We start from the raw sequence: 24,741 nt of genomic DNA, 5'->3' as shown, positions 1-24,741 counted from the left end.
ACCCTAAACTGATCCGGGCTCGTTCGGGCCCACCCCGAGAAAAACAGGAGACATCATGGCATTCACCAACGACGAGGTTCTCGCCGGCCTTGCCGAGCTCATCACCGACGAGACCGGCATCTCGGCCGACGAGGTGGCCCTCGAGAAGTCGTTCACCGACGACCTCGACATCGACTCGATCTCGATGATGACGATCGTCGTCAACGCCGAGGAGAAGTTCGGCGTCACCATTCCCGACGACGAGGTCAAGAACCTCAAGACCGTCGGCGACGCCGTGACCTTCATCACGTCGAACCAGTCCTGACACCTCCCGGTGGGGGCTCCGGCCCCCACCGGTCACGACCCGTCGGCCGCACCAAGGATTCTTCGCTCATGAGCACACCCCGCATCGTCGTCACCGGTATCGGTGCCACCTCGCCCATCGGCGGCACCGCCCCCGAGAGCTGGTCGGCGCTGCTCGCCGGCACCTCCGGCGCGCGCACCCTCGAGCACGAGTGGGTCGAGAAGTACAACCTGCCCGTCACCTTCGCCGCCGAGGCCCTCGTGCGTCCGGAGACGGTCCTCGATCGTCCGGTCGCCAAGCGCCTCGACCCCTCGTCCCAGCTCGCGATCGTCGCGGCCAAGGAGGCGTGGGAAGACGCCGGCGCCCCCGACATCGACCCCGACCGCCTGGGCGTCGACTTCGCCACGGGCATCGGAGGCGTCTGGACGCTGCTCGACGCCTGGGACACCCTGCGCGAGAAGGGCCCGCGTCGCGTCATGCCGATGACGGTGCCCATGCTCATGCCCAATGCCGCGGCGGGCAACCTGTCGCTGCACTTCAACGCCCGTGCGTTCGCCCGCACGGTCGCCTCGGCGTGCGCGTCGAGCACCGAGTCGATCGTCAACGCCGTGCAGCACATCCGTGACGGTCTCGCCGACGTCGTGATCGCCGGCGGCACCGAATCGGCCATCCACCCGATCACCATCGCGTCGTTCTCGTCGATGCAGGCGTTGTCCAAGCGCAACGACTCGCCCGAGACGGCTTCGCGTCCGGCCAGCATCGACCGCGACGGTTTCGTCATGGGCGAGGGCGCCGGCGTGCTGATCCTCGAGACCGAGGAGCACGCGAAGGCGCGCGGTGCCAAGATCTACGCGTCGATCGTGGGAGGCGGCGTCACGGCCGACTCGTACCACATCACCGCCAACGACCCCGAGGGCACGGGTGCGGCCCGCGCCGTGCGCCTGGCGCTCGAGATGGCCGGGGCATCGGCCGACGACGTCACGCACATCAACGCGCACGCCACCTCGACCCCCGTGGGCGACCCGAACGAGTACCGGGCGCTGCACACGGTCTTCGGCGATCGGATCGACGAGATCCCCGTCTCAGCCACCAAGGCCTCGACCGGTCACCTTCTCGGCGGCACCGGTGCGCTGGAGGCGATCTTCACGGTGCTGGCGCTGCAGGACCGCGTGGCCCCGCCGACGATCAACCTCACCGAGCAGGACCCCGAGGTCCCGTTCGCGCTGTCGGGTACGCCCGTCGAGCTCGGTGCCGGCGACCAGCTCGCCATCAGCAACTCCTTCGGCTTCGGCGGACACAACGCCGTCGTCGCGATCGCCTCGGTCTGACGCCCGCCGGCGCGCTCGCGCGCGGTGAGTGTCCACGACACCCGGATGCGCCTCCGCGTCGCCCGGGTGTCATGGAAACTCGGAACGTCGACACGACGGAGCGCCCCACACGGCAGGCATGAGAACGCCCCCGGGCACCCCCCGACGAAGATCGGGGATGCCAGGGGGCGTTCGTCGTGCCGGGCCGGGGATACGCGGTCTCGGTGCCAGGTGTGTTCACCGACCTCCGGTAGTGGCGCCTCCCCGCCGACGTCCTGGGGCGGAGCTCAGCCCACCTTGTGGAGCCAGACGATCTGCTGATCGTCTCCCGCGTGACGGAAGGGCTCCAGCTCTTCGTCCCACGCGGAGCCGAGGGCGATGTCGAGCTCGCGCTGCAGCTCGAACAGGTCGCCCGCGGCGACCTCCATCGCGTAGCGCACGCGATCCTCGCCGATGACGACATTGCCCGCCGCGTCGGTCTGGGCGTAGTGGATGCCGAGACCCGGCGTGTGCATCCAGCGTCCGCCGTCGCTGCGGGGGGTGGGATCCTCGCTCACCTCGAAGCGCAGGTGCTCCCACCCGCGGATCGCGCTCGCGAGCGCGGCGCCGGAGCCCACCGGACCCTCCCAGTAGAACTCCGCGCGGCGACTGCCCACGAGCACGGGCTGGTCGGCCCAGTCGAAGTTGACGGCGCGGCCGAGAGCGCGTCCTACCGCCCACTCGAGGTGGGGGCACAACGCGCGGGGCGCGGAGTGGATCAGGATCACTCCGCGCGAAGACGTGATCGCCATGGTCTCTCCTTCGTCAGGTACGTCTTCCCCTACGACCTGGGACGGAGTGTGGCGAGTGTTCGGTTGTCCGGCCATTATCGCCCGCGCATAACGAAATCACAACACTGTGATTCGGGGTCAGGCGAACCAGAGTGCCCAGTACAGGGCGAAGTTGCGATTGCCGTACGCGGAGCAGTCGTCGCCGGTCCCCCAGCGCGCGGCGAGGGCGGCGGGGTTCGGTTGATAAGGCGTGTAGTTGTACAGGGCGGCCGTCGCCTCGTTGGTGATCGTCACGTCGGTGCCGCCGCACGCCGGGTCGGGCGAGTACGCGATGTAGTGGGTCCCCGGTTGGCGCATGAAGTCGGAGGCGCTGTAGGACTTCAGGTCGGTCGCCCCCTGGGCGACCTGGTCGGCGAAGCCCGCCGCGCCGGGGTCGCACGCCGCGTCGTCGGGGCAGCGCGCGCCCATGGCCGCGCCGAGCTGTCGCTCGGTGGGGGCGCGCGCGGTGCGACCCGAGATGAGACTCTGCTCTTTCTGCAGGGTGACCAACAACACCTTCGCCGAGATCCCGCACGCCCGCTGGACGCGGTCGATGACCTCCGCTGCGCTCAGGTCGCCGCCTTCGAAGCCCTCGCAGACGGTTTCGCCCGTGGAGCTCGACACGACCGGATCGCGACCCTCGACCGGCATCCGCAGACGCGCGAGGCAGGAGTCGGTCGCGCACCGGCCGACCTGCTCGTCGAGGAACCGCTGGATGTCGTCGGCGGACATCGCGTCGCCGTCGTAGAAATCGTCGTCGCCGATGAGCGTCCCGGGATCGAAGCCGGTGAGGTCGACGGCGTCACGCCGCGCCTCGGTGTTCCACGCCGCGTTCCACGCGGAGGTCAGCGATACCAGGGGGACGACGGCGAGCACCACGAGGGCGATCAGACCGGCAGCGACGATGCCGAAGACGATGCGGCGACGACGGAGCACCTGCGAGCGGGTCGTGCGGCGACGCCGCGTGCCTGTTCTCGCCACCCTCCGATCGTGCCGTACCGCGCTGACCGCGCGCTGCACATCTCACGATGTGGCGCGTCGGCCAGCGCGGTCGCGGACCTCACGGAACGGCTCGTGCGCGCGGCGGTCAGCTGCCGGGCTGGGCCGACGGGGTGGGCGCCGTGCCGTCGGCGGGCGGGGTCGGCGCCGTGCCGTCGGCGGGCGGGGTGGGCTTGTCACCCTCGGCGGGGGGCGTGGGCGTGGTGCCGTCGGCGGGCGGGGTGGGCTTGTCGCCGTCGGCTTTCGGTCCGTGTCCGGGGCCGGCCGGGCCGCCGCCGGGTCCGCACTCGCCCGGGCCGGAGCCCTCGCCCGGCGTCGGCGGAGTGGGCGCGGTGCCGTCGGCGGGGGGTGTGGGCGTGGTGCCGTCCGTCGGAGCGCCGGTGGGCGTCGCGCTGGGGGCGGCGCCGGTGCCGGGGCCGGCCGAGCCGCCGTCGGCGCTGGGCGCCGAGGTCGACGCGGAGGTCGGCGAGCCGCCGTTGGTCTGGGCGGCCAGCGCGGCGCTTCCTCCGGTGAGGCCGACGGCCACGATGACGGCTCCCGCGATGAGTGCGGGTCGACGCCACGAGCGGCGGCGCGGTTCGGCGGTGTCGTCCAGTCGCGGCAGCGGGGTGGTGGGGTTGTCGTCGTTCATGATCTTCCTCTCGCCGGTGGCGTTCACCGGCTCTGAGACCAGACTTCGAGCCGGGACTGAAGCGAACCTGAAGCTCGGGGGCGACCGGTCACCGCATACGCAAGCCATAACCGGCGTACAGCGGACGCCTCTATCGTCGGGCGAATGTCCGCTGCCGCCCGCGTGCTCGTCGTCGACGATGACGAGACCATCCGCCTCGCCGTCGCGACGGCGTTGCGCGCCGAGGGTTTCGTCACCGACATGGCCGCCGACGGTGTGGACCTGGCCGAACGCCTGAGCGCGTTCCGCCCCGACCTCGTGGTGCTGGACTGGATGATGCCCGGGCCCAGTGGCATCCGGTTGCTGCCCGTCGTGCGCGCCGCGGGCGACACCGCCGTGATCATGCTCACCGCCCGCGACGAGGTCGACGACCGGTTGCGCGGCTTCGCCGAGGGGGCCGACGACTACGTGCTGAAGCCGTTCACGATGGCGGAGCTCGTGGCGCGCGCGGGAGCGGTGCTCCGACGGCGCGGGCGGCTGCCGCAGACGATCGCGGTCGGCGACCTCGTCGTCGATCCGGATGCCACGACGGCCCACCGCGCGGGAGCGGTGCTGGATCTGACCGCGACGGAGTTCCGTCTGCTGCACCTCCTGGCGGACGGACGCGGCCGGACGTTGTCGAAGGCGCAGATCCTCACGCAGGTGTGGGGTTACGAGGACTACGACCCCAACCTGGTCGAGGTGCACCTCAGCGCCCTGCGGCGCAAGATGGAGCAGCACGGTCCGCGTCTCATCCACACGGTGCGCGGTCTCGGCTACCGCTTGAGCGCGGCGCCGTGAGCGCCCTGCCTCCCCTGCGCTCGGGGTCGCTGCGCCGCCGGACCATCGTCGCCGTGCTCGCGGTCGTCGCCTTGCTGCTGGTCGTCCTCGCCGTCGTCGTGGACATCGCGCTCGGTGCGCGCCTGCGCGGACAGATCGAGGAGCGCCTGCGCGACCGCGCCGCGGCGGCCGCCTCGCTCGTCGGCACGGTCGATGACGCCGACCTTGCGGAACGTCTGTCGTCCCAGGGGCTGGCGGTGCGCATCGACGGGGCGGGTGGCGACTCGGTCGTCGCGGGTCCGAGCCCCGATCAACTGCGCGACGGTCCCCCGGGGCCCGGGGGCGGGCCGGGCGCGGGTGATCGTTCGGTGCCGCAGCCCACGGCCTCGGGCGATGTCGCGGTCGTGGCATCCGACGTGTCCGGCGACGACCAGCTCGTGACGCTGCGTTCGACCCTCAGCGACGGTTCCACCCTGACTCTGACGGCATCGGCGGTCGGCGTCGGCGAGACGCTCGTGCAGGTGCGCTGGATCATGGCGCTGGCCTCCGCCGGCGTGCTCCTGCTGGCCGCGGGGGCCGTGACGCTCGTGGTGCGCCGGAGCCTCGGGCCGCTCGAGCAGGTGTCGCAGGTCGCGCGGGCCATCGGCGCGGGTGAACGGGAGCGCCGGTTGCGGCCGACGCGGTCCGACACCGAGATCGGCCGGGTCGCCACGGCGCTGGACGACATGCTCGACGACGTCGTGGGGGCGGAGCAGGCGGCGCGCGACGCCGAGGTGCGCCTGCGGGCGTTCCTCTCCGACGCCGCGCATGAGTTGCGTACACCCGTCGCCGGCATCCGCGCGGCAGCCGACACCCTCGTGCGCGCCGACCTCGACGGGCCGGAGCGCGACCAGCTCGCGGCGCACGTGGCCCGGGAGGCCGCGCGTGCATCGCGGCTGATCGACGATCTCCTGACCATGGCACGCGTCGACCGCGGCCTCGAGTTGCACGTCGTCGATGCCGACCTGCGGACCGTGGTCGAGGCCGAGGTGCGCCGGGTTCCGCTCGTGCACCCCTCGCTGCGGATACGGGCGGAGATCCCGGATGCCGCCGTGCCCGTCCGCATCGACGTCGACCGTATCGCCCAGGTGCTGTCGAACCTCGTCGAGAACGCCGCTCGGGCGACGGGAGGGCGCGGGTCCGTCCTCCTGACCGTCGACGGTTCGGGCCCGGGCGCACGCGTCACCGTGGACGACGACGGTCCGGGGATTGCGGGCGAGGACCGGGAGCGGATCTTCGACAGACTCGTGCGGCTCGACGAGGGACGAGTCTCCTCCGGCGGCGTGGGCCTCGGACTCCCGATCGCACGCGGCATCGCGCGGGCGCACGGCGGTGACGTCCAATGTGTGCCGGGGGACGCCGGTGCGCGGTTCGTCGTGACGGTGCCGCGAGGCTGAGGCCACCGGCCCCGCGGCATCCGGACACGCAGATCGGTCCCCCGACGCCGATCAGGGGCGGGCGTTGCCCCCGACGGGCTGGCGGGGCATCGCGGAGGGCGGAGCGATTCCGGCGGCCGTCAGTGTCAGGCCGTCGGCGCCGCTGGCGTCGTGCATCATCTGGTCGACCAGGTTGCGGTCGATGGCGGGCTCCCGGCCGCCATAGAACTGCATGACGAGGGCGTTCGACGCGTGGATCCAGAGGCTGGCCTGGCGCACGCCCTCATTCACGGGCAGCTGGAGCATGAAGCCCTCATTGCGGCGGAGCTTGTTCATCACGACGATGCGGAGGTGAGCGAGGATGCGGTCGTCGATGTCGAACGATGCGCGATCTCGGTAGATGAGGCGTCCCACGGCTGGTCCTTTTCTGGCGCGCCGAAGCGTACCGGTTGAGCAAGGGCGGGACCACGCCGGGAAGCGAGGCAATGCGGGAGCTTCAGTATTTCACCCCCGGAGACCTATCGGCCGAGATCGACCGATATATCGCCCGGAGATAGTTCACCCGTGGATCAAGCGCATTTCCCGACCGCTCCCGTTGACACGACGGCCCGACGTGTTGCATGGTTACCTAGTCAAGTAAGTAACCAACAAACGGAGGTCGCATGATCGACGACGGCAGAGCGCTGTTCCTCCAGATTGCCGAGGGCGTGGAGGACCAGATCGTCGACGGATCGCTGCCGGAAGAGGGCCGCGCGCCCTCGACCAACGAACTCGCCGCCTTCCACCGCATCAATCCCGCCACCGCCGCGAAGGGAATCGCCGTGCTCGTCGACAAGGGAGTCCTCTACAAACGCCGTGGAATCGGCATGTTCGTCTCCGACGGGGCCCGCGCGCAGCTGCTCGGCGAGCGGCGATCGGCTTTCGCGGATCGCTTCCTGGACCCGCTCCTGAGCGAGGCGCGCACGCTCGGCCTCGGCGCCGACGACCTCGCCGAACTCATCCGCGAGCGCGCCGCGCTCGCCTCCTCCCCCGCCCACCTGATCGAAGGGACCGCACGATGACCGCCGTGATCGAGGTCGCCGGCCTCCACAAGCGCTACCGCGACACCGACGCGCTGACCGATGTGTCGTTCGCCGTCGAGGCGGACGCGATCTATGGTCTGCTCGGACGCAACGGCGCCGGCAAGACGACCCTCATGTCCATCCTGACCGCACAGAACTTCGCGACCGCCGGACGCGTCCGGGTGTTCGGCGAAGACCCGTACGAGAACCCCCGGGTGCTGTCGCGCATGTGCTTCGTGCGCGAGAGCCAGAAGTACCCCGACGACGCCAAGCCGGGCCATGCGTTCGCGGCGGCGCGCCTGTTCTTCCCGAACTGGGACGCCGACCTCGCCGCCGACTTGATCGCGGCGTTCCAGATCCCGGTCGGGCGCACGATCAAGAAGCTGTCGCGTGGCCAGCTCTCGGCCGTGGGAGTCGTGATCGGCCTCGCCTCCCGGGCCGAGATCACCTTCTTCGACGAGCCATACCTGGGTCTCGACGCTGTCGCGCGGCAGATCTTCTACGATCGTCTGCTGCAGGACTACGCCCTGCACCCGCGCACGATCATCCTGTCGAGTCATCTGATCGACGAGGTCGCCAACCTCCTCGAGCGTGTCATCGTGCTCGACGGCGGTCGGATCGTCCTGGACGAGGAGACGGATGCCGTGCGCCAACGCGCAGCGACGATCGTGGGCGACGCCGCGGCGGTTGACGCCTTCTGCGCCGGTCGCGAGGTTCTGCACCGCGAGACCCTGGGCCGCGTCGCCTCCGTCACGATCCTCGGCGAGCTGGCATCCGAAGACCGCCGCGTCCTGGCGGACGCGCGGCTGGAGGTCTCACCGGTGTCGCTGCAGGAGTTCATCGTGCGATCCACCCAGCGCACCGCGAACGCGCCGGCCACTCCCGCCCAGGAAGGAGCGCTGCGATGAACCGCGCGCTGAACGTCGTCCGTCTGCAACTCATCAACCGCCAGACCTTCGTCTGGATCCCGCTCATCATCCTGTTCGGCTCGCTGGCGATCAGTCTGCTGCTGTACGGCATCATCCAGTCGTCGGGCGCCCGGGGAGTCATGATCAGCGGCGGGGTGCAGGCGCCGCTGTGGTACTTCGGCGTCATCGGGGCGCAGGCGCTGACCCGCACCTTCCCCTTCTCCCAGGCGATGAGCGTGACCCGTCGTGACTTCTTCGTCGGGACCCTTCTGACGGCAGTGCTCACCGCTGGTCTGCTGTCGGTCGTCTTCGTCGTCGGCGGACTGCTCGAGCAGGCCACCGACGGCTACGGCATGAACGGGTGGTTCTTCTCCATCCCGTGGGTGTGGGCAGCAGGCCCGGTGGCCGCCGGCGTGGCGTACTTCGCCCTGGCCATGTTCGCCTTCGTCGTCGGTTTCTGGGCGGCCACGATCTTCAAGCGCTTCGGCGGCCTGACGACCGCCGCCACGCTGGTGGGTGTGGGCCTCGTCCTCGTCGCCGCGGTGTGGCTCGTCACGGCCACCCGGTCCTGGGCGCTCGTCGGTGACGCCGTGGTGACGCTGGGGGCGTTCGGGCTGGCCGTCTGCGGCATCCTGATCACGCTCGCTCTGGCCGCGTCGTCGTTCACGACGCTGCGCCGCGCGACCCCCTGATCGGGAGTGGACGGGCCCGATCGCGATGTGCGGTCCGGCCCGTTCTCCGTTGCAGGGCGCGGTCTCCTCGTGGCGTCGCTGCGCCGGCCCGGTGTCGAGGCGAATCCCCAGCCTGGATCGCACCGGTGTCGGTATCGTCGAAGGGATCTGCGATCATCCGACCCACGAGAGAGAAAACCCGTGAGCCAACACCGCACCTCCCCCGACCAGGAGGGCCGATCTTCGAGCCCCCTCTTTCCGAGAGGGGGTGAAATCTGATGCTGGCTGCGGCCCTGACACTCCTGGTGGGTGTCATCGTGACTCTGGCGATCATCGTCGCCTGCGGCTTCTTCGTCGCGCAGGAGTTCGCATACATGTCGGTCGACCGCTCGCGCATGGCGGCGCAGGCCGAGAAGGGCGACGCGCAGGCGAAGCGCGTGCTCGCGATCACCAAGCGCACGTCGTTCATGCTCTCGGGCGCTCAGCTGGGCATCACCGTGACCGGACTGCTCATCGGCTACGTCGCCGAGCCGTTGATCGGTGAATCGCTGGGCACTCTGCTCGGCGGGGTGGGCATCGATCCGGGCGTCTCCGTGCTCATCGGTACCGTCGGCGCCTTGCTGCTGGCGACCATCGTGACGATGATCTTCGGCGAGCTGTACCCCAAGAACCTCGCCATCGCGAGCCCCGAACCGTTGGCTCGGGCGCTCGCCATGCCCACGCGCATCTACCTGATGCTGTTCGGCTGGCTCATCACCGTCTTCGACGTCGCCGCCAACGCACTGCTTCGTCTGCTGCGCATCGAGCCGCTGGAAGACGTCGACGAGAGCGCCACCGCGCGCGACCTCGAGGCCATCATCGAGGAGTCGCGGCAGAGCGGTGATCTGCCCGACGACCTGTCGATGATCATCGACCGCATCCTCGATTTCCCGCAGCGCGACGTCGAGCACGCGATGATCCCCCGCTCGCAGATCGACTCGGTCACCCCCGAGACGACCGTCGGCGAAGTGCGCGCCCTCATGGCGACGGGCCACACGCGCTACCCGGTGATCGGTGACGAGGACTCCCCCGTCGGCGTGGTCGAGCTCATCGACCTCTTGCGCGAGCAGCCTGCCGATGACGCGCCCGTGGCATCCGTCATGCGTGCCGCCGTCGTCATCCCCACCTCGATGATGCTGCCGGTGGCGCTCGACCGCATGCGCCAGTCGCGTAACGAGCTCGCGTGCGTGGTCGACGAATACGGCAACTTCGACGGCATCCTGACCATCGAAGACCTCACCGAAGAGGTGATCGGCGAGCTGTCCGACGAGCACGACGTCGAGACCGCCGAGGCCGCATCGGTCGGCGACGACGCGTGGAGCGTGCCGGGCGACCTGCACCTCGACGAACTCGAGCGCCTCATCGGCCACGACCTCGCCGAGAGCGACGTCGAGACCGTCGCGGGTCTCGTGATCGAGACGCACGGCGACCTGCCGGCGGTGGGCGCCGTCGTGCGCATCGACCTGCCCGAGCGACCCGGAGAGGCGGTGCAGGGACTCCACCTGGAGCGCTGGCTGGCCGTCGAGGTGACCGAGGTCGACCGTCACGTGCCCGCACAGGTGCGCGTGCAGCTGCACGAGGTGGACCGGGATGCCGAGTCCGCCGACGACGTCCCCGCGGTCGATGAGGAGGTGGCCCGATGAACGGCTGGACCGTTGCGCTCATCACCACGGCGCTGATCGTCGCGAGCGCGTTCTTCGTCATCGTGGAGTTCGCCCTGCTCGCCGCCCGCCGCCACCGGCTGGAGGAGGAGGCCGCCACCAGCGCCTCCGCCCGTGCAGCGCTCCGCGGCATCAACGAGCTGACCGTGATGCTCGCGTTCGCGCAGCTGGGCATCACCGCCTGCACGTTCCTCCTCGGTGCCATCACCAAGCCCGCGATCGACTACGCGCTCGCGCCCGTGTTCGAGATGTGGGGTCTGCCGTACGTGCTGGCCGACATCATCGCGTTCATGCTCGCGCTGATCGTGGTCACCTTCCTGCACCTCGTCATCGGTGAGATGGCGCCGAAGTCGTGGGCGATCGCCCACCCCGAGACGGCGGCGAAAGCCACCGGCATCCTGGCCCGTGCCCTCACGTGGCCGCTGCGTCCGTTCCTGCTGTGGATCAACCACATCGCGAACCGCCTCGTGAAGGCGTCGGGCGTGGAGCCGGTCGACAAGGCCGCGGCCGGTGGGCAGGACGCCGACACCATCCGCGAGCTGGTCGCGCACTCGCGTCAGGCGGGCACGCTCGACCAGAAGTACTCGGAGCCGATCGCGCAGGCCATCGCCCTCGGGACGCTGACCGTGGGCGACATCGTGCGCACCGATCGCTCCCCCACCGCCGTGCCCCTGGATGCCACGGTCGCCGACATCCAGGCGGTCGCCGCCTCGTCGACGCACCTCCGCATCCTCGTCGGCTCGGGAGCGGCGTCGCGGGTGGCGCACGTGCGCGACACCCTCGCCGTCGACCCGGCCACGCCGGCGCTCGACATCGCCCGGGAGCCCCTGCGTCTGGAGCCGGACGCCTCGGCGTACGACGCGCTCGCGCGCATGCGCCGCGGGCGGGTGCAGCTCGCGACGGTGGTCGAGGGCGAGCGTCTCGTGGGTGTCGTGACGCTCGACGACCTGCTCCGCGAGATTCTGCCCGGACCGGGCGAATTGGTGGAGGTCGCGGCGCGATAGGCGCGTTTTCGGTTCCGGGGCGGGTTCTGCGCCTCGGGGCGGGTTTCTCCCGCCCCGAACGGCGGGACCCGCCCCGAACTGTGTGAGGCGGTCGGCGCGCATGCGTGCGTCGCACGGCTCAGCGCAGGTGGGAGTCGACGAGGAGCGGACCGCGGATGCCACGGAACACGTCGATCAGCCGCAGCACGGTCGAGCGGGTCCACGAGGACAACCGGAGGTCGTGCGGCCCGATCGGTTCGAGCGGTCCGACGCGCAGCCGCACGACCTCCCACCCGGCGGAGCGCAACGCGCGGTCCTTTCGACGGTCGGCCTCTTCCCGACGTCCGACGTGCTCGAGGCCGTGGCGGCCGATCGTGTCGTACTCCACGGCGATCCGCAGGTCGGGCAACACGAAGTCGGGCCACACCTCGAGGTGGTCGAAGAACGGGCGCGCGACGCGTACCGCGTTGAACCCGTGTGCGAACGTGAGCCGGTCGTTCAGGTCGGCCCGCACGCGATCTTCGACGGCGGAGGCGGGCTTGGGCGCGCAGACCGAGACGAACGCCTCGCCGACCGGGATCCCGGGGGTCTTGTCGCAGAGCTTCGTCGAGGGCCGCGGGCGTCGTGGCCGGAGCAGGTGTTTCTCGGCCGGGACGGGCGCGTCGAGCGACTCGCGCATCGGCATCGCGACCGTGCGTGTCGGGTCCGCCTGCTCGCTGCACTCGGGGCACCACGCGCTCCGGCGGCGCTGGCGTCCCGGTCGCTGACGCTGCTCGTGGGGAGTGGCCGCGAACCGGTGCCCGGCATCGCACTGCCAGAGCAGCAGCACCTCCGCAGCGGGCGGTACCTGGCTCAGCGCGATCCCGGCGTTGAGATCGGGGTGGTATTGGCGCAGCAGTGCGGGGTACGCGGCCCACGCGTCGCGGTAGGAGCCCACCGCGTAGGGAACGTCGAGCCCCTTCGACCACTGCCGTCGCGCCCACCACGCCTGCACTCTCTCCGCCACGGGAGGGAAGCTATCGACGACCTCCGACATCGTCAGGCGCCGGTGCGGGATCACGCCCCCGGACGGGGGTGCGACATCCCGTCGAGGGGTACCGCTCGCTAGAGCCTCAGCGCGAGGGCGTTCGCGGTCAGACCCGCGGCGGTCCCGCACAGCACGATGGTGTCACCGGGGCCGATCCGTCGCTCGTCGAGACTGGTCGCGAGCATGAACGGCACGGACGACGACACCATGTTGCCGAACTCCGCGACGCGGTCGACATAGGCGTCCTTCGGGATGCCGATCCGACGCATCGCGATGCCGAGCGCCCTGCTCGCCTGATGCGGCACGACGAGGTCGACATCCGCGAGATCGAGGCCGACGCGGTCGAAGAACCGGGTGAAGAAATCGGGCAGCACCGCCAGCATGCCCAGGAGCGCCCGCCGCCCGTCCATCGCGAAGAGGAAGTCGGACGGGTCGCCGTCGGCGTAAGACTGGGCCGGATGCAGCGACAGTCCGCCACGAAGCTCCGTGTCGTGTGCGTGCGCGGGCCACGTCTGCTGCAGGCTGCCGAGCACTCCGGGCGCGGCGACGTCGCTGTCCCCGCCCGGTTCTCGCGTGAGCACGACGGCGGCGGCGGCGTCGGAGAACAGCTCGAAGCTCTCGCGGTGACCGGCGTCGAGGAATCGGGAGCCGACGTCGCCGGAGACGATGAGCACACGCTCGTAGTCACCGGCGGCGAGGTACCGGGACGCGATGTCCACCGCCGTGATGAAGCTCGTGCAGGTCGAATTGACGTCGAAGGCCGCGGCGCCGGCACGAGGGGCGACGCGCTCCATGACGAGCGCAGCCGTGCAGGGGATCGGCTGCAGGCCGGCCGCGCAGGCGGCGATGATGCAGTCGATGTCGTCGGGGCGGAGGTCCGCTCGTCGGAGGGCGTCCTCCGCCGCCGCGGCGAGCATGTCGAGCTGCGACATGCCGTCGGGGATGCGGTAACGCGTCTGCGCCCCGAAGGTGACCACCTCGTCGGGGAGGTACGTTCCCCACCCCGCCAGCCGGCACGGCCGTACCGGCCGACCCTGCCCGATCGGTCGGTGCTGCAGCATCCCCGTCCCTTTCCTGGTCACAGCAGGTTCCTCCCCGTCGGATGCCGATCGTGGCTGAAGAGCAGTCGCAGCCCGTCCTGCTCGGCGGCCAGGAGCACGCGCGCGGTCGCGCGCTGCGCCGGCGTGTCGTGACTGACCAGTCGCGGGAGGGCGCGGATGCGGCGCTCCGCGCCGAGCAGGTCACGCCCCCAGGCGGCGTCCCCGGCGAGCAGCACCTCGTGCTCGACGAGGGCGCCGAGGTGACCCCGGGCGTGGCCGGGCAGGTCGACGAGCAGGTAGGACCCGTCGCCGAAGAGGTCGGCCGTACGGAGGCCGTGCGGCCCGGGCGCGAACACGGGCGAGGGCAGCACCGTCGCCGCCCCGAACCACGTCGGCAGCAGGCGGCGGAGCAATCCGTCGCGCAGCCGTGGTCGTTCGAGGGTGCGGCGCACCCCTTCGCTGAGGACGAATGCGGCGTTCGGGAAGAAGCGGACGCCGCCGATGTGGTCGGGGTGCAGGTGCGACAGGACGACGTGCGTGATCGAGGCGGGGTCGAGCTGCTCGGCGATCGTGTCGCCCGGCCGCACGCGAGGCGGCAGCATCCGGCGGTACGCCCACCCGCCGGGTCCGGCGCGCCAAGGTTCGGGCGCATAGCCGGTGTCGAAGAGCACCCGCCGTTCGCCGGAGCGGTACAGGAACGCGCCGGCCGGGAAGACGCGCCGCTCGCGACGGGCGCCGCGCAGCAACCGGCTCATGTCGTGGGAGGTGTCGCCACAGGCGAAGAAGGTGAGCTCAGACACGTGCGTATCCAGCGAGGCTCTGGTCGAGCGAGACCTCGGGCCGATAGCCGAGCAGATCGCGTGCGCGGGAGATGTCGAGGGTCTGCGAGTGGGCGATCGTCGTGACGGTGTACCGCGTGACGGGCGGCTCGGGATGCCCGGGAAGGATCCCGCACACGGCCTCGAGGAGTGCGGCGACGCCGTAGGCCACCGGTGTCGGCACGGACCGGTACCGCGGCTCGAGACCGAGTCCCGCGAGCAACTGCTCGAGCACCGCGCGGAACGGACGAGGATCCCCGTTCGTGATGTTGAGGGCCTGGCCGTGGACGCCTGGCACCTCGGCCGCGAGCCGTACCGCCAGCGCGACGTTCTCGACGGCGGTGAGGTCGATGAGTCCCTGTCCCCCACGCATCAGGGGGATGCCGAAGCGCTCGCGCACGCGGAGGATCCGGGGCACGAGGCTGGGGTCGCCGCGACCGATGATTCCCCGGGGTCGGAGGATGACGATCTCCGGCCGCGGGCCTGCCGCCACAGCATCCTGGAGCAGGGCCTCCGCCTCCAGTTTCGATCGGATGTAGTGGTTCATCGGATGCCGCGGATCGACCGCGTCCTCCCGGATGCCGACCCGGTCGCGAGGGGCGGCGTAGATGCCCGGGGAGGAGATGTGCACGAGCCGGCGCGATCCGACGCGTCGGGCGAACTCGAGCACCCGCGCGGTACCGGTGACGTTGGCGTGCTCGAACTCGGCCCAGCGACCCCAGGGCGAGGAGAGGGCCGCGCAGTGCACGACCACGTCCACCGGGCGGCCGAGGTCGACCCGTGCGAGGTCGTCGAGGTCGCCGACGAAGGTCTCTCCGGCGGGCAGGGCGGCGGCGTTCCGACCCGACGCGATCACGTCGTAGCCGTGGGCGCGCAACTCCCGCACGACGTACCCGCCGAGGAACCCGCTCGCGCCGGTGACGAGTGCCGTTTCCCCGCGGGGCGCCGCGCCCGGCACATCGCCCTCCGCTGCTGCTGCCCCCATTCGGCCGATCCTACGGCGGTCGGCCCCTAGGATTCGGGATATGCGGATCGCCCTGGTGACCGACTACTACCTGCCCACGCTCGGTGGGGTGCAGACCGCGGTGAAGTCGCTCCGGGAAGCGCTCACCGGAGCAGGCCTCGAGGTGACGGTGTTCTGCCCGCTGGCTCAGGGCAGTGACGACCGCTCGATCGTCGCACTGCCCACGTCCCGGGTGTTCCGGCCCGACGGCTATCCGTTCACGTGGCCGCCGCGTGAGGCGGCGGCGCTGCTCCGGCGGGAGTTCGCCGAGCGGCGCATCGACGTGGTGCACACGCATTCCGAGATGTTCGCCGCCCTCGCGGGTGTGCGCGCGGCGCGCGATCTGGGCCTCCCGGTCGTCCACACCATGCACGGCCGCGTGGACGTGTACACGACGAGTGTCGTTCCCCTCCCCCGCGTCACCGTTCCCCTGCTGGCAGCCCTCCACTCCCGGCAGCTCAGCCATCGCGGTCTCCGCGTACGCGCCGACTCGCCCTACACGGCCACCATGCCGGCGAGACGCATGTGGCGACTCATGCTCGCGCAGTCCCGCGCGAGCGACCAGGTGATCGTCCCGTCGACGCACTTCGCGCGAAAACTCACGGAGCAGGGGGTGCGGACACCCGTCTCGGTCGTGTCGAACGGACTCGAGCAGAGCGTGATCGACCGCATCGGCGCACCCACCGAGCGCCGACTCGCTCCCGGTGAGACCCTGCGCCTGCTGTGGGTCGGACGACTGTCGCCGGAGAAGCGCCCCGCGGTGATCGCGGAAGCGGCGCGGTCGTTCGGCCGCGACGTCTCGGTGGACGTCTACGGCGACGGCCTCTCGCGACGCTCGATCGAGCGGATGGACACCCCCGTTGTCCTGCACGGGTCGGTATCGCAGGAGGAGGTGCTCGACGCCATGCGGGCGAGCCACCTGCTGGTGTCGAGCTCGTACGAATTCGACAACCAACCGATGGTGATGCTGGAAGCTGCGGCATCCGGTCTTCCCGTGCTCTTCTGCGACTCGGACCTCGGCGAGGTCCTCCCGCCGGGCGGCGGCTTCCTCACCGACACGCCGGACGCCGCGGGCATCACCGCACTCGTGGCAAGGCTCCAGCGGGAGCCCGGAGCGATCACCGCCGCGAGCGCGGCCATGATCCGGGGACGCCCTCGGGTCGCACAACGGATCGACCCGGTGGTCCAGGTCTACGAGTCTGCGATCAGCGCCGTCGGGCCGGCGCGCTGACCCACCGTTCGACGCATCCTCCAACGGAGGGCTTCGGTAGGGCGGGTGGGACTTGAACCCACGATCGTCGGGTTATGAGCCCGCTGCCTTGACCAGCTTGGCCACCGCCCCCTGTGTCGACGAGCCTACCGGCATCCGGAAGTCGAGCAGGAGAGCCGCCCGCCGCTCAGCGCACCGGTCGCAGGCGCGGCACCCAGCACCTCACGTCGCGTGCGTAGGCCCGGTACTCGTCGCCGAAGGCGGTGGCGAGGTCGGCTTCCTCGTGGGGGCGGATGGCGTAGTTCCAGACGAGGGATCCGGCGAGGGCGTAGGCCACCACAATCCACGACGACAGCACGAGCCCCACCCCCACCCCCTGCGCGATCCCGGCCACGGCCATGGGGTTGCGGATGAGGCGGTACGGACCCGCCACGACCAGCCGATTGGGCATGGCCGACGGCAGCGGAGTGCCGTCGCCCTTCACCGTGATGGATGCCGCGGACCATAACCCGAGCGCGCTGGCGGCGACGATGATGACCGCGCCCGCGACGGCGACACCCGCGGGCATCGGCAGCGCCAGGCGCCAGCGATCCTCGAGCGCGCGGATGATCACGGGGAAGACGGCGAGAAAGAGCCCCCAGAACACGACGATCTGACCCGTCGTGGCGATGACGTGGGCGACGGGTGTCCGACGGGGGCGAGCAGGGCGGAAGGCGAACGGTTCGATGAGGAGCCACTCGGTCGGCACGCGCCCGAGGACGAGCAGGAGCCAGGCGCCCACCGAGGCGACGCTCGCCGCGATCATGAGGATCACCCCTGCCCCCGCGAGGGTCGTCACGGTGGCGTACACCCCGAGCACCGAGGTGACGGCCAGCGTCCACGCGGTCGCCGCGGCCCCTGCCCAGCCCGCGGCGCGGCGCGGAAGGACGGCGGCGAGAGCCGACGCGACGACGAACAGGGGGACGTCGAGCGCGGCCATGACGATCGGGTCCAGGTCCCCCAGCGTCGCCTCCCGGACGAGGGGAACGGTGAACACCGCGACCCACCATGCGGCGCCGGCCACCGCCTGCAGAGCGAAGTACGCGCGGGCGAACGTCGCGGCGGAGAGCCGTGGCGGTGACGTCGTGCGGCCGTCGGCGGTCATCCGCGCACCGGTCAGTGCACCCGGGGCTTCTTCGGCTTGCCGTCGGCGGTGATCTGCGGGTGGTGCTTGGTGAGTTGGATGACGCCCCACGTCGCGATCGCGCCGGCGAGGACGAAGCCGATGAGCGCCCACGCGGGAGCGGTCGACGCCTCACCCAGCACGAGCAGACCGATCAGGACGGCGACGATGGGGTCGATGACGGTGAGGCCGGCGATGACCAGGTCGGGCGGACCGACCGAGTACGCGGTCTGCACGAAGTACGCTCCGACGGCGACGGCGGCGAGGAGAGCCACCAGGCACAGCAGGGTCAACCACTCGAAGTTCCCGGCCTGAGCGCGGCTGATCACGACCTTGGCGAGGGTGGCGACGAAGCCGTAGATGACGCCCGCGGCCATGATGTAGAACAGCGCCTGCGCACGGCGGCGCACCAGGATCCAGAAGACGCCGAACACGATGACGACCACGGCGAGGATGCCGAGGATGATGAGCAGCTCGCGTTCTGTGATGACCTGCTCGGTGGCGAAGAACGCCGCGATCGTGACGAAGACGAGGATGCCGCCCACGCACAGGGCGATGGCGATCAGCGACTGCCGGGTCGGCTTGTGGCGCGACACGCGCGCGTTGAGCACCGTGGTGATGACGAGTGCGATCGCACCGAGCGGCTGGACGAGGATCAGCGGCGCCACCGACAGTGCGGCCAGCTGACACACGATCGCCAGGCCCAGCATGACCGTTCCCGCAACCCACGACGGCCGCGTCAGCAGCGATGTCAGCTGCGACCGCGAGAGACCGCCGGTCGTCTTGCCTCCCGAGAGGCGCTCGACCTTCTGCACGCCGCGGTGCTGGTACTGCGCACCGAACGACATGAACACCGCGCCGAGCAGGGCCAGCGGGATGCCGAGGAGGATGCGCGGGTCGCGGAAGACGCCGACGAGTTGGTCGATTCCGTCGCTGAGGGTGGCATCGAGCGGGATCACCCCTCGACAGTAGCCGCCCCTCCGCTGGTTAGGCTGGAGGCGTGGCCGTACTCCCGATTCGCATCATGGGCGATCCCGTGCTGCACGCACCCGCCGCCCGCGTCGACGAGATCACCGATGAGGTGCGTCAGCTCGTCGCCGACATGTTCGAGACGATGGACACCGCACCCGGTGTCGGCCTCGCCGCTCCTCAGGTGGGCGTGGGCCTGCGGATCTTCACTTACACGTACGAAGACGACGAAGGGCAGCCCTGGCGCGGGGTGGTGATCAACCCCGAGCTGTGGATCCGTCCGCTCGAGCCCGGCTACCCCGATCCCGACGACGAGAGCGAGGGCTGCCTGTCGTTCCCCGGCGAGCGCTTCCCGCTGCGCCGGTCGGAGGCGGCACTGCTGACCGGCACCGACCTCGACGGGCACGCGGTGCGGGTGGAGGTCACGGGGTGGCGCGCGCGCATCCTGCAGCACGAGTTCGACCACCTCGACGGCATCCTGTACGTCGATCGTCTCGACGACGAAGACGCTCGCGTCGTGGCGAAGATCGCCAAGAAGCGCAAGTGGGGCAAGCCCGGGGTGTCGTGGATGCCGGGCGTGGACGACATCGACGCGTGAACGCGGTCGGTGCCGCGGCGCGGGGCGCGTGGCATCCGAGGGTCAGCCCTCGATGATGTTGGGCACGAAGCGGCAGAAGTAATCGGTGATCGGTCCGTCGGATTCGCGGATGCCGACGCCGTACGCCTCGTCGTTCACGACCCACGACCCGAGCACGGGGTGATTGCTCCCGTTCGATCCGCGGAAGTCCGGAAGCTCGTGGTACTGCTGCCAGACGCGCTCCCTGCCCACTCCCTCACGGCGGTACTCCTTGCCGTTCGAGGTGACCGTGCCGTCGGCGCGGTGGACGTGGATGCCGTCGCCCTCGCGGCCGAAGACGGGTTTGACGACGTAGTCGGTGAGGCCGTTGGGGCCGTCGGCGTACGCGGCCAGCAGATTGGGGTGGCCGGGGAACAGGCGCCAGAGGGCCACGAGCAGCAGCTTGTTGGAGAGGAACATCTTCCACGCCGGTTCGTACCAGCGTCCGAACAGACCGCGGCCGGCGATGAGGAGGGCTCCGAACTCCTGGTCACCGATCACGCGGTCCTCCCCTGAGACGAGGTCTTCCCACGGGTAGAGCTTGAAGATGTTGCGGATGACGGGGTACTGGGTGCCCGGTTCGTCGCCGGGCAGGGCGGCGACGCTGCGTGACGAGCCCCAGGGCTCCGGGACGCCGACGAACTGGCGGGCGCCGTGGTGCCAGCCGATGTCCTTCATCTCGATGCCCGTGTGCTCCCAGCCGGCTTCGCCCGCGAGATCGCGCATGTAGGCGACGGTGTCCCAATCCTCGCCGTAGATGTCGGCATCCGAGTGGGCGACGAAGAGGCGCCCGCCCTCCCCCTCGGTGAGCGAACGGTGCAGCAGAGCCCGCCAGCGTTCGACGAGGGCCTCGTGCAGACCGTTCCACTGATCGGTGTCGACGGGGACGGCGCCCGTCTTCAGGCGGTCCTGCAACCAGAACCACTGCGTGACCGACGCTTCGATGAGTCCCGTGGGCGTATCGGCGTTGTACTCGAGCATCTTCGCGGGCGTACCGTCGCCCGCGTAGGCCAGGTCGAAGCGGGCGTAGACGTCGGGCTCGTCCTGCTCCAGCGACCATTGCGCCAGCTCGAACGCCTGCGGGCTGAGCCCCAGATGACCGAGTTCTCCGGATGCCAGGTACCGCGCGGCCTCCCGGCTCATGCGGTGCAGTTCCTCGGTCTGCTTCTCGAGGTCCTCGACCTCGGGGAGCGTGAAGACGTAGGCGGCACCGTCGCTCCAGTAGTCGACCGCCGAACCGTCGTCGCGCACGGAGTGCGAGTAGATGAGGCCGGACTGTTTGATCGTGCGTTCCCAGTCGGGGCGCGGGTCGAGCTCGATTCGGCGCATCAGCTACCGGCCCCACCGGAACCGGACCCGCCGAACCCGCCGCGCGCGACGCTGTCGCCGTCGCGGGAGATGCCGGTCGCGGCGGTCTTCCCCGAGGGGAGCACGTCGGTGCCGCCCGCGACGGGTTGACCGACCGCGGGAACGGTGCGGCTGCTGGTTCCGAGGGGCAGGAAGTACCAGCCCGCTCCCCCGCCGTGGTTGTTGCAGTCGTCGTCGGGGAGGCGCTTCTCGGTCGCGTTGTCGCGGCAGATCTGCGCGTAGTCCTCCGACACGTTCGTCCCCTGTCCGCAGCCGGTGAGGGTGGCGGCCAGGGCGGCGACGACGCCGACGGTCACGGTGCGCGAGGCGCGGCGGCGCACGGCGGAATCCATGCGCCGATGCTCTCACACCGGCGCGATGTGCTCGTTCGCACGTGATGCTCGTCTCGACGAACCTCCGGCCCCGCCGAACACCCCGACTCGCCCGATGACGATTGCGCAACCCCCCCTGTCGGTATCGCGCAGTGCTTCGATGACCGCATGTGGCAGATCGCAGGTCTTCCGGCCCACCCGCTCCTCGTTCACGCGGTCGTCGTGCTCATCCCGCTCGCGGCGATCATGCTCATCGTCGGCAGCGTCTGGCCGCGAGCGCGGCGCAAGCTCGGCATCCTGACCCCTCTGGTCGCGTTGGTCGCGCTCGTCTTCGTGCCTCTCGCGAAAGAGGCCGGTGAGGCGCTGGAGCGTCAGGTGCCGTCGTCGGCGGCGCTCGAAACGCACACCGAACTCGGCGATCAGCTGTTGCCGTGGGCGATCAGGCTTTTCGTCGTCGCCGCCGGACAGTGGCTCTGGTTCCGTCTGCGTGAGCGGCGATCCGTCGATGGCACCTCGACGCCGGCGCCCCGCGTCGCGACACTGGCGATCGCCGTGGTCGCGATCGTCGTCGCCGGCGCGACCGCGTTCTCGGTCGTGCAGGTCGGCGACAGCGGCGCCCGCGCGGTGTGGTCGAGCGACGCCGGTTCCGACTGATCCCGGTCGCCGCGCGAGCGAGGCGATGGGTGGCGGCCGTGCACCGCGTGCGCCCTTCGTGTTCGTCGCGTCGGACCGCCGGAAGCATCACGGTTACGGTGCTCGATGACGGTCTCGACGCGGAAGCACGTCCGCCGATCGACGTTCCTCACCGCGCGGCGAAGCTGTGCAGGTGCAGATCGTCGCTGAGCGCCTCGCTCGCGAGCCGACCGCGGACGCTCGTACCCTGCGCATCCAACGGCGGGCTGACCACCGCCGCACCGAGGCGGCCGGGGGCGGCGAGCACGATGGCACCCGACACGCTGGACTTCGCCGGGACGCCCACGGCTCGCATCCACCGCCCCGATCCGTCGTAGACACCGCAGGTCGCCATGACCGACACCACGTCGCGCGCCACCTGTGCGGGGACGACGCGCTCACCGGTGCGGGGGTTCACACCACCGCACGCGAGCGTCGCCCCCATGACGGCCAGAGTCTCGGCATCCACCACGGTCGCGCACGCCCGCGCGTAGACGGCCACCGCATCATCGGCGCTCACACGCATGGTCCCCTCGGCCCGCATGAGGTGGGCGAGGGCGTGGTTGCGGTCGCCGAGCAGGTGCTCGTCGTGCGCGACTCCTTCGTCGACCGCGAGATCGCGTCCGGCGAAGGCGGCCAGCCCCGCCGCGATGCGGGCGTCGCGCGCGGCGGGGTCGGCGCCGCGCACGAGGGATGCCGTGAGCAGGGCGCCCGCGTTGACCATGGGGTTGGGAGGCCGGCCCGTGCCGCTTTCGAGCTTGACGGCGTCGAACGACTCCCCCGTCGGCTCGATCCCGACGCGATCGAGCGCCTCCCCCTCGGTGTCGAGCAGCGCCAGGGCGAAGAGGAACGGCTTCACCGCCGACTGGATGCTGATCTCCACATCGGCGTCCGCGCTCGAGCGGACGGTGCCGTCGGGGGTGACGAGCGCGATCGCGAAGAGTTCGGGGTCGGCATCGGCGAGCTGCGGGATGCTGTCGTCCACCTCGCCCTCGCGTTCATCGATCAGGCGGATGCGGAGGGCGTCGAGGTCGTACCGGTGTGGGTCGGGGGTCACTTCTCCACCCTTGCAGCGATCGACCGCCTGCCCGAGCGGGTTGCGGACACGTCGAGCGCGCGGGCGGGGTCGGAGCGCACCATTATGCGCGCCGACTCCGGTGGCCGCCAGCCCCCGACGGAACCGCCCGCGCGCGCCTAGTGTGCGAACAGACGGCGACCCCGCGCCGCTCCTGCAGCACCGCTCCGCGAAGGATCCGATGAGTCACGCCCCCGACCTCTCGATGCCTCACACGGGCGACATCCTCGGTGCGCGCTACATCCTGCGCGAGCGCATCGGCGCCGGCGGGATGGGACGCGTCTTCCGGGCGCGCGACGAAGTGCTCGCCCGGGACGTCGCGATCAAGATCTTCCACGCCGACGGCACCGGTGAACCCGAGCCCTTGCGCCGCATGTCGGAGGCTCGAGCACTCGCCGCCCTGGACCACCCCTCGCTCGTCACCCTCTACGACGCCCGCCTCGTCGGCGAGGATCACGTATATCTCGTCATGGAGCTGGTGACCGGACCGTCACTGCAGCGCCGGATCGAGCAGGGAGCCATCCCCACGGCAGAACTCGCCGGCATCCTGACCGACCTCGCCGGTGCTCTCGCCGTCGTCCACGATGCGGGCATCGTGCACCGCGATGTCAAGCCGTCGAACGTGCTCCTGCGGCCGCTGCACGGGTCGGCGCGCGAGTGCGAGGCCGTCCTCGCGGACTTCGGCGTCGCCCACCTCATCGACACCACGCGGCTGACCACGCCCGGGACCGTCATCGGCACCGCCGCCTACCTCGCGCCGGAGCAGGTGCGCGGCGAGGCGCCGCAGGCCGCGTCCGACATCTACGCGCTGGGCCTGCTGGCCATCGAGGCGCTGACGCGGCTGCATCCGTTCGGGGCCGGTTCGCTGCAGGAGACCCTGCTCGCGCGCCTGGCCCGTCAGCCCGAGGTGCCGGGCTCGGTGAGCCCTCGGTGGCGTTCTCTTCTCGAAGCCATGACCGCGGCCGATGCGGGGATGCGCCCCACCGCCGCGGTGGTGGCCGCTCGCGCGACGGAGCTCATCGACGAGCTCGCCGTGGTTCCGGATGCCGCGGAGCAACCGGCCGGCTGGATGCTGCCGACCGCCCTCATCACCGCGCCGACCGTGGCGTCCGCCCCGTCGGTCTCTCGCAAGGCCGAGGGCGTCGCGGCATCGAGCGAGCCGCACGCTTTCGACGCCGTGCCCATCCCCGCGCGGTCCGACGCCGAGCGCCCGCCGGACCGGACGGATGCCACGACCTCGCGCCGTGCGAGCGAACGTCGGGCGCGACGACGGGGATGGACGTGGGGCATTGCGGGCGTCGGTGCCGCCTTGATCATGGGCGGACACCTGGCGACCTTCTCACTCGGAGCCGCCGGGGGCGCCACGTCGGATCGCGCCCCGGTGCCGCTGCTGACTCCCGCACCCTCGGCCACGTCGGCCACGCAGAACTCAGCGGACACGCCGCGGGAGACCACGGCACCGGTCTCGGAGACGACCCCCGTCGACCAGGTGGTCCCGGAGCCGAGCCCCGAGGCGACGACGCCGGCCGAGGTGCCCGTCGACGCCGAGCAGACGACCGTGGTGTCGGACACTGCGGGAGCGGGCGCGCAGACCGGCTCGGCGGTCCCGGCGGATCAGGTGTCGGGCGCGGTCGGGGATGCCGCTTCCAGCCCCGGCGGGGCGGCGGACGGTTCGGTACCCGGGGCGGGTCGCGGCGGCCCGGAGGGCACGGGGCGGCCGGACTCCCCCGGCAAATCGGATGACAGCAGGGGTCGAGGCGGTGCGGCCCCGGGCCCGAAGCAGCCCTGACCGCCATCTCCTGCCCGACGTCGGAACGACGTCCGGGTGCGGCAGCCCCTGACCTGAAAGAAGACGCCGCCCAGACTCCCGGGTGGTCCGACCCTGACGATCGTCGACCCGTTCGG

The 24,741-nt window shown here is 71.0% G+C and carries 26 protein-coding genes and 1 tRNA gene; 13 read left to right on the top strand and 14 right to left on the bottom strand.

Annotated elements, in window-relative coordinates; translation table 11 throughout:
* Nucleotides 1-55: 55 nt before the first annotated feature.
* On the top strand, nucleotides 56-304 hold the full coding sequence (locus QRO03_RS09785) for an acyl carrier protein (protein WP_022880558.1): 249 nt from the start codon (nucleotides 56-58) through the stop codon (nucleotides 302-304).
* 68 nt (nucleotides 305-372) lie between these two features.
* Nucleotides 373-1,611 carry a beta-ketoacyl-[acyl-carrier-protein] synthase family protein gene (locus tag QRO03_RS09780; protein ID WP_285137304.1) on the top strand — a complete coding sequence of 413 codons (1,239 nt, stop codon included), beginning with the start codon at nucleotides 373-375 and terminating at the stop codon, nucleotides 1,609-1,611.
* A gap of 266 nt (nucleotides 1,612-1,877) precedes the next feature.
* On the opposite strand, the gene QRO03_RS09775 is transcribed toward QRO03_RS09780, so the two are convergent.
* The 3 genes from QRO03_RS09775 to QRO03_RS09765 form a co-directional block, all read right to left on the bottom strand.
* Entirely contained in the window at nucleotides 1,878-2,381 is a 504-nt protein-coding gene (locus QRO03_RS09775; RefSeq protein ID WP_183419759.1) for a DUF3145 domain-containing protein, read from the bottom strand.
* Between the two features lie 117 nt (nucleotides 2,382-2,498).
* Nucleotides 2,499-3,380 carry a hypothetical protein gene (locus tag QRO03_RS09770; RefSeq protein ID WP_285137303.1) on the bottom strand — a complete coding sequence of 294 codons (882 nt, stop codon included), beginning with the start codon at nucleotides 3,378-3,380 and terminating at the stop codon, nucleotides 2,499-2,501.
* Nucleotides 3,381-3,486: 106 nt separating this feature from the next.
* Complete coding sequence (locus QRO03_RS09765) at nucleotides 3,487-4,029, bottom strand: hypothetical protein (RefSeq protein ID WP_285137302.1); 543 nt, start codon at nucleotides 4,027-4,029, stop codon at nucleotides 3,487-3,489.
* Between the two features lie 144 nt (nucleotides 4,030-4,173).
* Here QRO03_RS09765 and QRO03_RS09760 point away from each other — a divergent pair, with 144 nt between their 5' ends.
* Together QRO03_RS09760 and QRO03_RS09755 are read left to right on the top strand one after the other, a co-directional pair.
* Nucleotides 4,174-4,848: a response regulator transcription factor gene (locus QRO03_RS09760; protein WP_285137301.1), complete on the top strand. Its 675-nt coding sequence runs from the start codon at nucleotides 4,174-4,176 to the stop codon at nucleotides 4,846-4,848.
* A complete protein-coding gene (locus QRO03_RS09755; protein ID WP_285137300.1) occupies nucleotides 4,845-6,263 on the top strand; it encodes a sensor histidine kinase in 1,419 nt (472 codons plus the stop codon). Before QRO03_RS09760 ends, QRO03_RS09755 begins: the two co-directional genes overlap by 4 nt.
* Nucleotides 6,264-6,314: 51 nt before the next feature.
* Here the strand turns inward: QRO03_RS09755 and QRO03_RS09750 are convergent, their stop codons facing one another.
* Nucleotides 6,315-6,656, bottom strand: a complete 342-nt coding sequence (locus QRO03_RS09750) for a DUF7882 family protein (RefSeq protein WP_285137299.1) — start codon at nucleotides 6,654-6,656, stop codon at nucleotides 6,315-6,317.
* Nucleotides 6,657-6,904: 248 nt separating this feature from the next.
* On the opposite strand from QRO03_RS09750, the gene QRO03_RS09745 reads away from it, so the two are divergent.
* The 5 genes from QRO03_RS09745 to QRO03_RS09725 all read left to right on the top strand — a co-directional run bounded on the left by QRO03_RS09745 (nucleotide 6,905) and on the right by QRO03_RS09725 (nucleotide 11,586).
* Nucleotides 6,905-7,303: a GntR family transcriptional regulator gene (locus tag QRO03_RS09745; RefSeq protein WP_285137298.1), complete on the top strand. Its 399-nt coding sequence runs from the start codon at nucleotides 6,905-6,907 to the stop codon at nucleotides 7,301-7,303.
* Nucleotides 7,300-8,211 carry an ATP-binding cassette domain-containing protein gene (locus tag QRO03_RS09740; RefSeq protein WP_285137297.1) on the top strand — a complete coding sequence of 304 codons (912 nt, stop codon included), beginning with the start codon at nucleotides 7,300-7,302 and terminating at the stop codon, nucleotides 8,209-8,211. Before QRO03_RS09745 ends, QRO03_RS09740 begins: the two co-directional genes overlap by 4 nt.
* Nucleotides 8,208-8,903: a hypothetical protein gene (locus QRO03_RS09735; RefSeq protein ID WP_285137296.1), complete on the top strand. Its 696-nt coding sequence runs from the start codon at nucleotides 8,208-8,210 to the stop codon at nucleotides 8,901-8,903. Before QRO03_RS09740 ends, QRO03_RS09735 begins: the two co-directional genes overlap by 4 nt.
* Before the next feature lie 257 nt (nucleotides 8,904-9,160).
* Nucleotides 9,161-10,564, top strand: a complete 1,404-nt coding sequence (locus QRO03_RS09730; protein ID WP_285137295.1) for a hemolysin family protein — start codon at nucleotides 9,161-9,163, stop codon at nucleotides 10,562-10,564.
* A complete protein-coding gene (locus tag QRO03_RS09725; protein WP_285137294.1) occupies nucleotides 10,561-11,586 on the top strand; it encodes a CNNM domain-containing protein in 1,026 nt (341 codons plus the stop codon). The genes QRO03_RS09730 and QRO03_RS09725 overlap by 4 nt, the downstream gene beginning before the upstream one ends.
* 118 nt (nucleotides 11,587-11,704) lie before the next feature.
* Here the strand turns inward: QRO03_RS09725 and QRO03_RS09720 are convergent, their stop codons facing one another.
* From QRO03_RS09720 to QRO03_RS09705, 4 genes are all read right to left on the bottom strand, one after another.
* Nucleotides 11,705-12,571 (bottom strand): zinc-ribbon domain-containing protein, encoded by an 867-nt coding sequence (locus tag QRO03_RS09720; RefSeq protein ID WP_285137293.1) that lies wholly within the window; start codon nucleotides 12,569-12,571, stop codon nucleotides 11,705-11,707.
* Between the two features lie 98 nt (nucleotides 12,572-12,669).
* The gene (locus QRO03_RS09715; RefSeq protein ID WP_285137292.1) at nucleotides 12,670-13,674 is read right to left on the bottom strand and encodes a 3-oxoacyl-ACP synthase III family protein; all 1,005 of its coding nucleotides are present in this window, start codon (nucleotides 13,672-13,674) and stop codon (nucleotides 12,670-12,672) included.
* A complete protein-coding gene (locus QRO03_RS09710) occupies nucleotides 13,671-14,432 on the bottom strand; it encodes an MBL fold metallo-hydrolase (protein ID WP_285137291.1) in 762 nt (253 codons plus the stop codon). The genes QRO03_RS09715 and QRO03_RS09710 overlap by 4 nt, the downstream gene beginning before the upstream one ends.
* Nucleotides 14,425-15,435 carry an NAD-dependent epimerase/dehydratase family protein gene (locus QRO03_RS09705; protein WP_285137290.1) on the bottom strand — a complete coding sequence of 337 codons (1,011 nt, stop codon included), beginning with the start codon at nucleotides 15,433-15,435 and terminating at the stop codon, nucleotides 14,425-14,427. The genes QRO03_RS09710 and QRO03_RS09705 overlap by 8 nt, the downstream gene beginning before the upstream one ends.
* 40 nt (nucleotides 15,436-15,475) lie before the next feature.
* Between QRO03_RS09705 and QRO03_RS09700 the strand changes: the two genes are divergently transcribed.
* Entirely contained in the window at nucleotides 15,476-16,684 is a 1,209-nt protein-coding gene (locus QRO03_RS09700; protein ID WP_285137289.1) for a glycosyltransferase, read from the top strand.
* A gap of 37 nt (nucleotides 16,685-16,721) precedes the next feature.
* Here QRO03_RS09700 and QRO03_RS09695 read toward each other — a convergent pair.
* The 3 genes from QRO03_RS09695 to QRO03_RS09685 all read right to left on the bottom strand — a co-directional run bounded on the left by QRO03_RS09695 (nucleotide 16,722) and on the right by QRO03_RS09685 (nucleotide 18,784).
* A tRNA-Ile gene (locus QRO03_RS09695) sits at nucleotides 16,722-16,795 on the bottom strand.
* A gap of 55 nt (nucleotides 16,796-16,850) precedes the next feature.
* The gene (locus QRO03_RS09690; protein WP_285137288.1) at nucleotides 16,851-17,807 is read right to left on the bottom strand and encodes a methyltransferase family protein; all 957 of its coding nucleotides are present in this window, start codon (nucleotides 17,805-17,807) and stop codon (nucleotides 16,851-16,853) included.
* An 11-nt stretch (nucleotides 17,808-17,818) separates the two neighbouring features.
* On the bottom strand, nucleotides 17,819-18,784 hold the full coding sequence (locus QRO03_RS09685; RefSeq protein WP_285137287.1) for a DMT family transporter: 966 nt from the start codon (nucleotides 18,782-18,784) through the stop codon (nucleotides 17,819-17,821).
* 41 nt (nucleotides 18,785-18,825) lie between these two features.
* On the opposite strand from QRO03_RS09685, the gene def reads away from it, so the two are divergent.
* Nucleotides 18,826-19,392 (top strand): peptide deformylase, encoded by a 567-nt coding sequence (gene def / locus QRO03_RS09680; RefSeq protein ID WP_285137286.1) that lies wholly within the window; start codon nucleotides 18,826-18,828, stop codon nucleotides 19,390-19,392.
* A gap of 42 nt (nucleotides 19,393-19,434) precedes the next feature.
* On the opposite strand, the gene QRO03_RS09675 is transcribed toward def, so the two are convergent.
* Both QRO03_RS09675 and QRO03_RS09670 read right to left on the bottom strand, forming a co-directional pair.
* Nucleotides 19,435-20,739: a glutathionylspermidine synthase family protein gene (locus tag QRO03_RS09675; protein ID WP_285137285.1), complete on the bottom strand. Its 1,305-nt coding sequence runs from the start codon at nucleotides 20,737-20,739 to the stop codon at nucleotides 19,435-19,437.
* Nucleotides 20,739-21,110 carry a tRNA-dihydrouridine synthase gene (locus QRO03_RS09670; protein ID WP_285137284.1) on the bottom strand — a complete coding sequence of 124 codons (372 nt, stop codon included), beginning with the start codon at nucleotides 21,108-21,110 and terminating at the stop codon, nucleotides 20,739-20,741. The genes QRO03_RS09675 and QRO03_RS09670 overlap by 1 nt, the downstream gene beginning before the upstream one ends.
* Before the next feature lie 147 nt (nucleotides 21,111-21,257).
* Here QRO03_RS09670 and QRO03_RS09665 point away from each other — a divergent pair, with 147 nt between their 5' ends.
* Complete coding sequence (locus tag QRO03_RS09665) at nucleotides 21,258-21,743, top strand: DUF2231 domain-containing protein (RefSeq protein ID WP_285137283.1); 486 nt, start codon at nucleotides 21,258-21,260, stop codon at nucleotides 21,741-21,743.
* A gap of 148 nt (nucleotides 21,744-21,891) precedes the next feature.
* Here QRO03_RS09665 and glsA read toward each other — a convergent pair whose 3' ends face one another.
* Nucleotides 21,892-22,818: a glutaminase A gene (gene glsA, locus QRO03_RS09660; protein WP_285137282.1), complete on the bottom strand. Its 927-nt coding sequence runs from the start codon at nucleotides 22,816-22,818 to the stop codon at nucleotides 21,892-21,894.
* Between the two features lie 199 nt (nucleotides 22,819-23,017).
* On the opposite strand from glsA, the gene QRO03_RS09655 reads away from it, so the two are divergent.
* On the top strand, nucleotides 23,018-24,625 hold the full coding sequence (locus QRO03_RS09655; protein WP_285137281.1) for a serine/threonine protein kinase: 1,608 nt from the start codon (nucleotides 23,018-23,020) through the stop codon (nucleotides 24,623-24,625).
* The last annotated feature ends 116 nt before the right edge of the window (nucleotides 24,626-24,741 follow it).

The organism is Microbacterium sp. lyk4-40-TSB-66 (assembly GCF_030209475.1).
In the GTDB taxonomy this organism is placed as follows: Bacteria; Actinomycetota; Actinomycetes; order Actinomycetales; family Microbacteriaceae; genus Microbacterium.
Note: the sequence above shows the minus strand (reverse complement) of the source record. Positions and strands in the feature narration are given on the sequence as shown.

Bases quoted from the DNA above. Each gene is read 5' to 3' on its own strand.
- QRO03_RS09785 (WP_022880558.1), top strand. From the start codon at position 56: ATGGCATTCACCAACGACGAGGTTCTCGCCGGCCTTGCCGAGCTCATC.
- QRO03_RS09780 (WP_285137304.1), top strand. From the start codon at position 373: ATGAGCACACCCCGCATCGTCGTCACCGGTATCGGTGCCACCTCGCCC.
- QRO03_RS09775 (WP_183419759.1), bottom strand. From the start codon at position 2,381: ATGGCGATCACGTCTTCGCGCGGAGTGATCCTGATCCACTCCGCGCCC.
- QRO03_RS09765 (WP_285137302.1), bottom strand. From the start codon at position 4,029: ATGAACGACGACAACCCCACCACCCCGCTGCCGCGACTGGACGACACC.
- QRO03_RS09760 (WP_285137301.1), top strand. From the start codon at position 4,174: ATGTCCGCTGCCGCCCGCGTGCTCGTCGTCGACGATGACGAGACCATC.
- QRO03_RS09745 (WP_285137298.1), top strand. From the start codon at position 6,905: ATGATCGACGACGGCAGAGCGCTGTTCCTCCAGATTGCCGAGGGCGTG.
- QRO03_RS09740 (WP_285137297.1), top strand. From the start codon at position 7,300: ATGACCGCCGTGATCGAGGTCGCCGGCCTCCACAAGCGCTACCGCGAC.
- QRO03_RS09735 (WP_285137296.1), top strand. From the start codon at position 8,208: ATGAACCGCGCGCTGAACGTCGTCCGTCTGCAACTCATCAACCGCCAG.
- QRO03_RS09730 (WP_285137295.1), top strand. From the start codon at position 9,161: ATGCTGGCTGCGGCCCTGACACTCCTGGTGGGTGTCATCGTGACTCTG.
- QRO03_RS09725 (WP_285137294.1), top strand. From the start codon at position 10,561: ATGAACGGCTGGACCGTTGCGCTCATCACCACGGCGCTGATCGTCGCG.
- QRO03_RS09705 (WP_285137290.1), bottom strand. From the start codon at position 15,435: ATGGGGGCAGCAGCAGCGGAGGGCGATGTGCCGGGCGCGGCGCCCCGC.
- QRO03_RS09700 (WP_285137289.1), top strand. From the start codon at position 15,476: ATGCGGATCGCCCTGGTGACCGACTACTACCTGCCCACGCTCGGTGGG.
- QRO03_RS09690 (WP_285137288.1), bottom strand. From the start codon at position 17,807: ATGACCGCCGACGGCCGCACGACGTCACCGCCACGGCTCTCCGCCGCG.
- QRO03_RS09675 (WP_285137285.1), bottom strand. From the start codon at position 20,739: ATGCGCCGAATCGAGCTCGACCCGCGCCCCGACTGGGAACGCACGATC.
- QRO03_RS09670 (WP_285137284.1), bottom strand. From the start codon at position 21,110: ATGGATTCCGCCGTGCGCCGCCGCGCCTCGCGCACCGTGACCGTCGGC.
- QRO03_RS09665 (WP_285137283.1), top strand. From the start codon at position 21,258: ATGTGGCAGATCGCAGGTCTTCCGGCCCACCCGCTCCTCGTTCACGCG.
- QRO03_RS09655 (WP_285137281.1), top strand. From the start codon at position 23,018: ATGAGTCACGCCCCCGACCTCTCGATGCCTCACACGGGCGACATCCTC.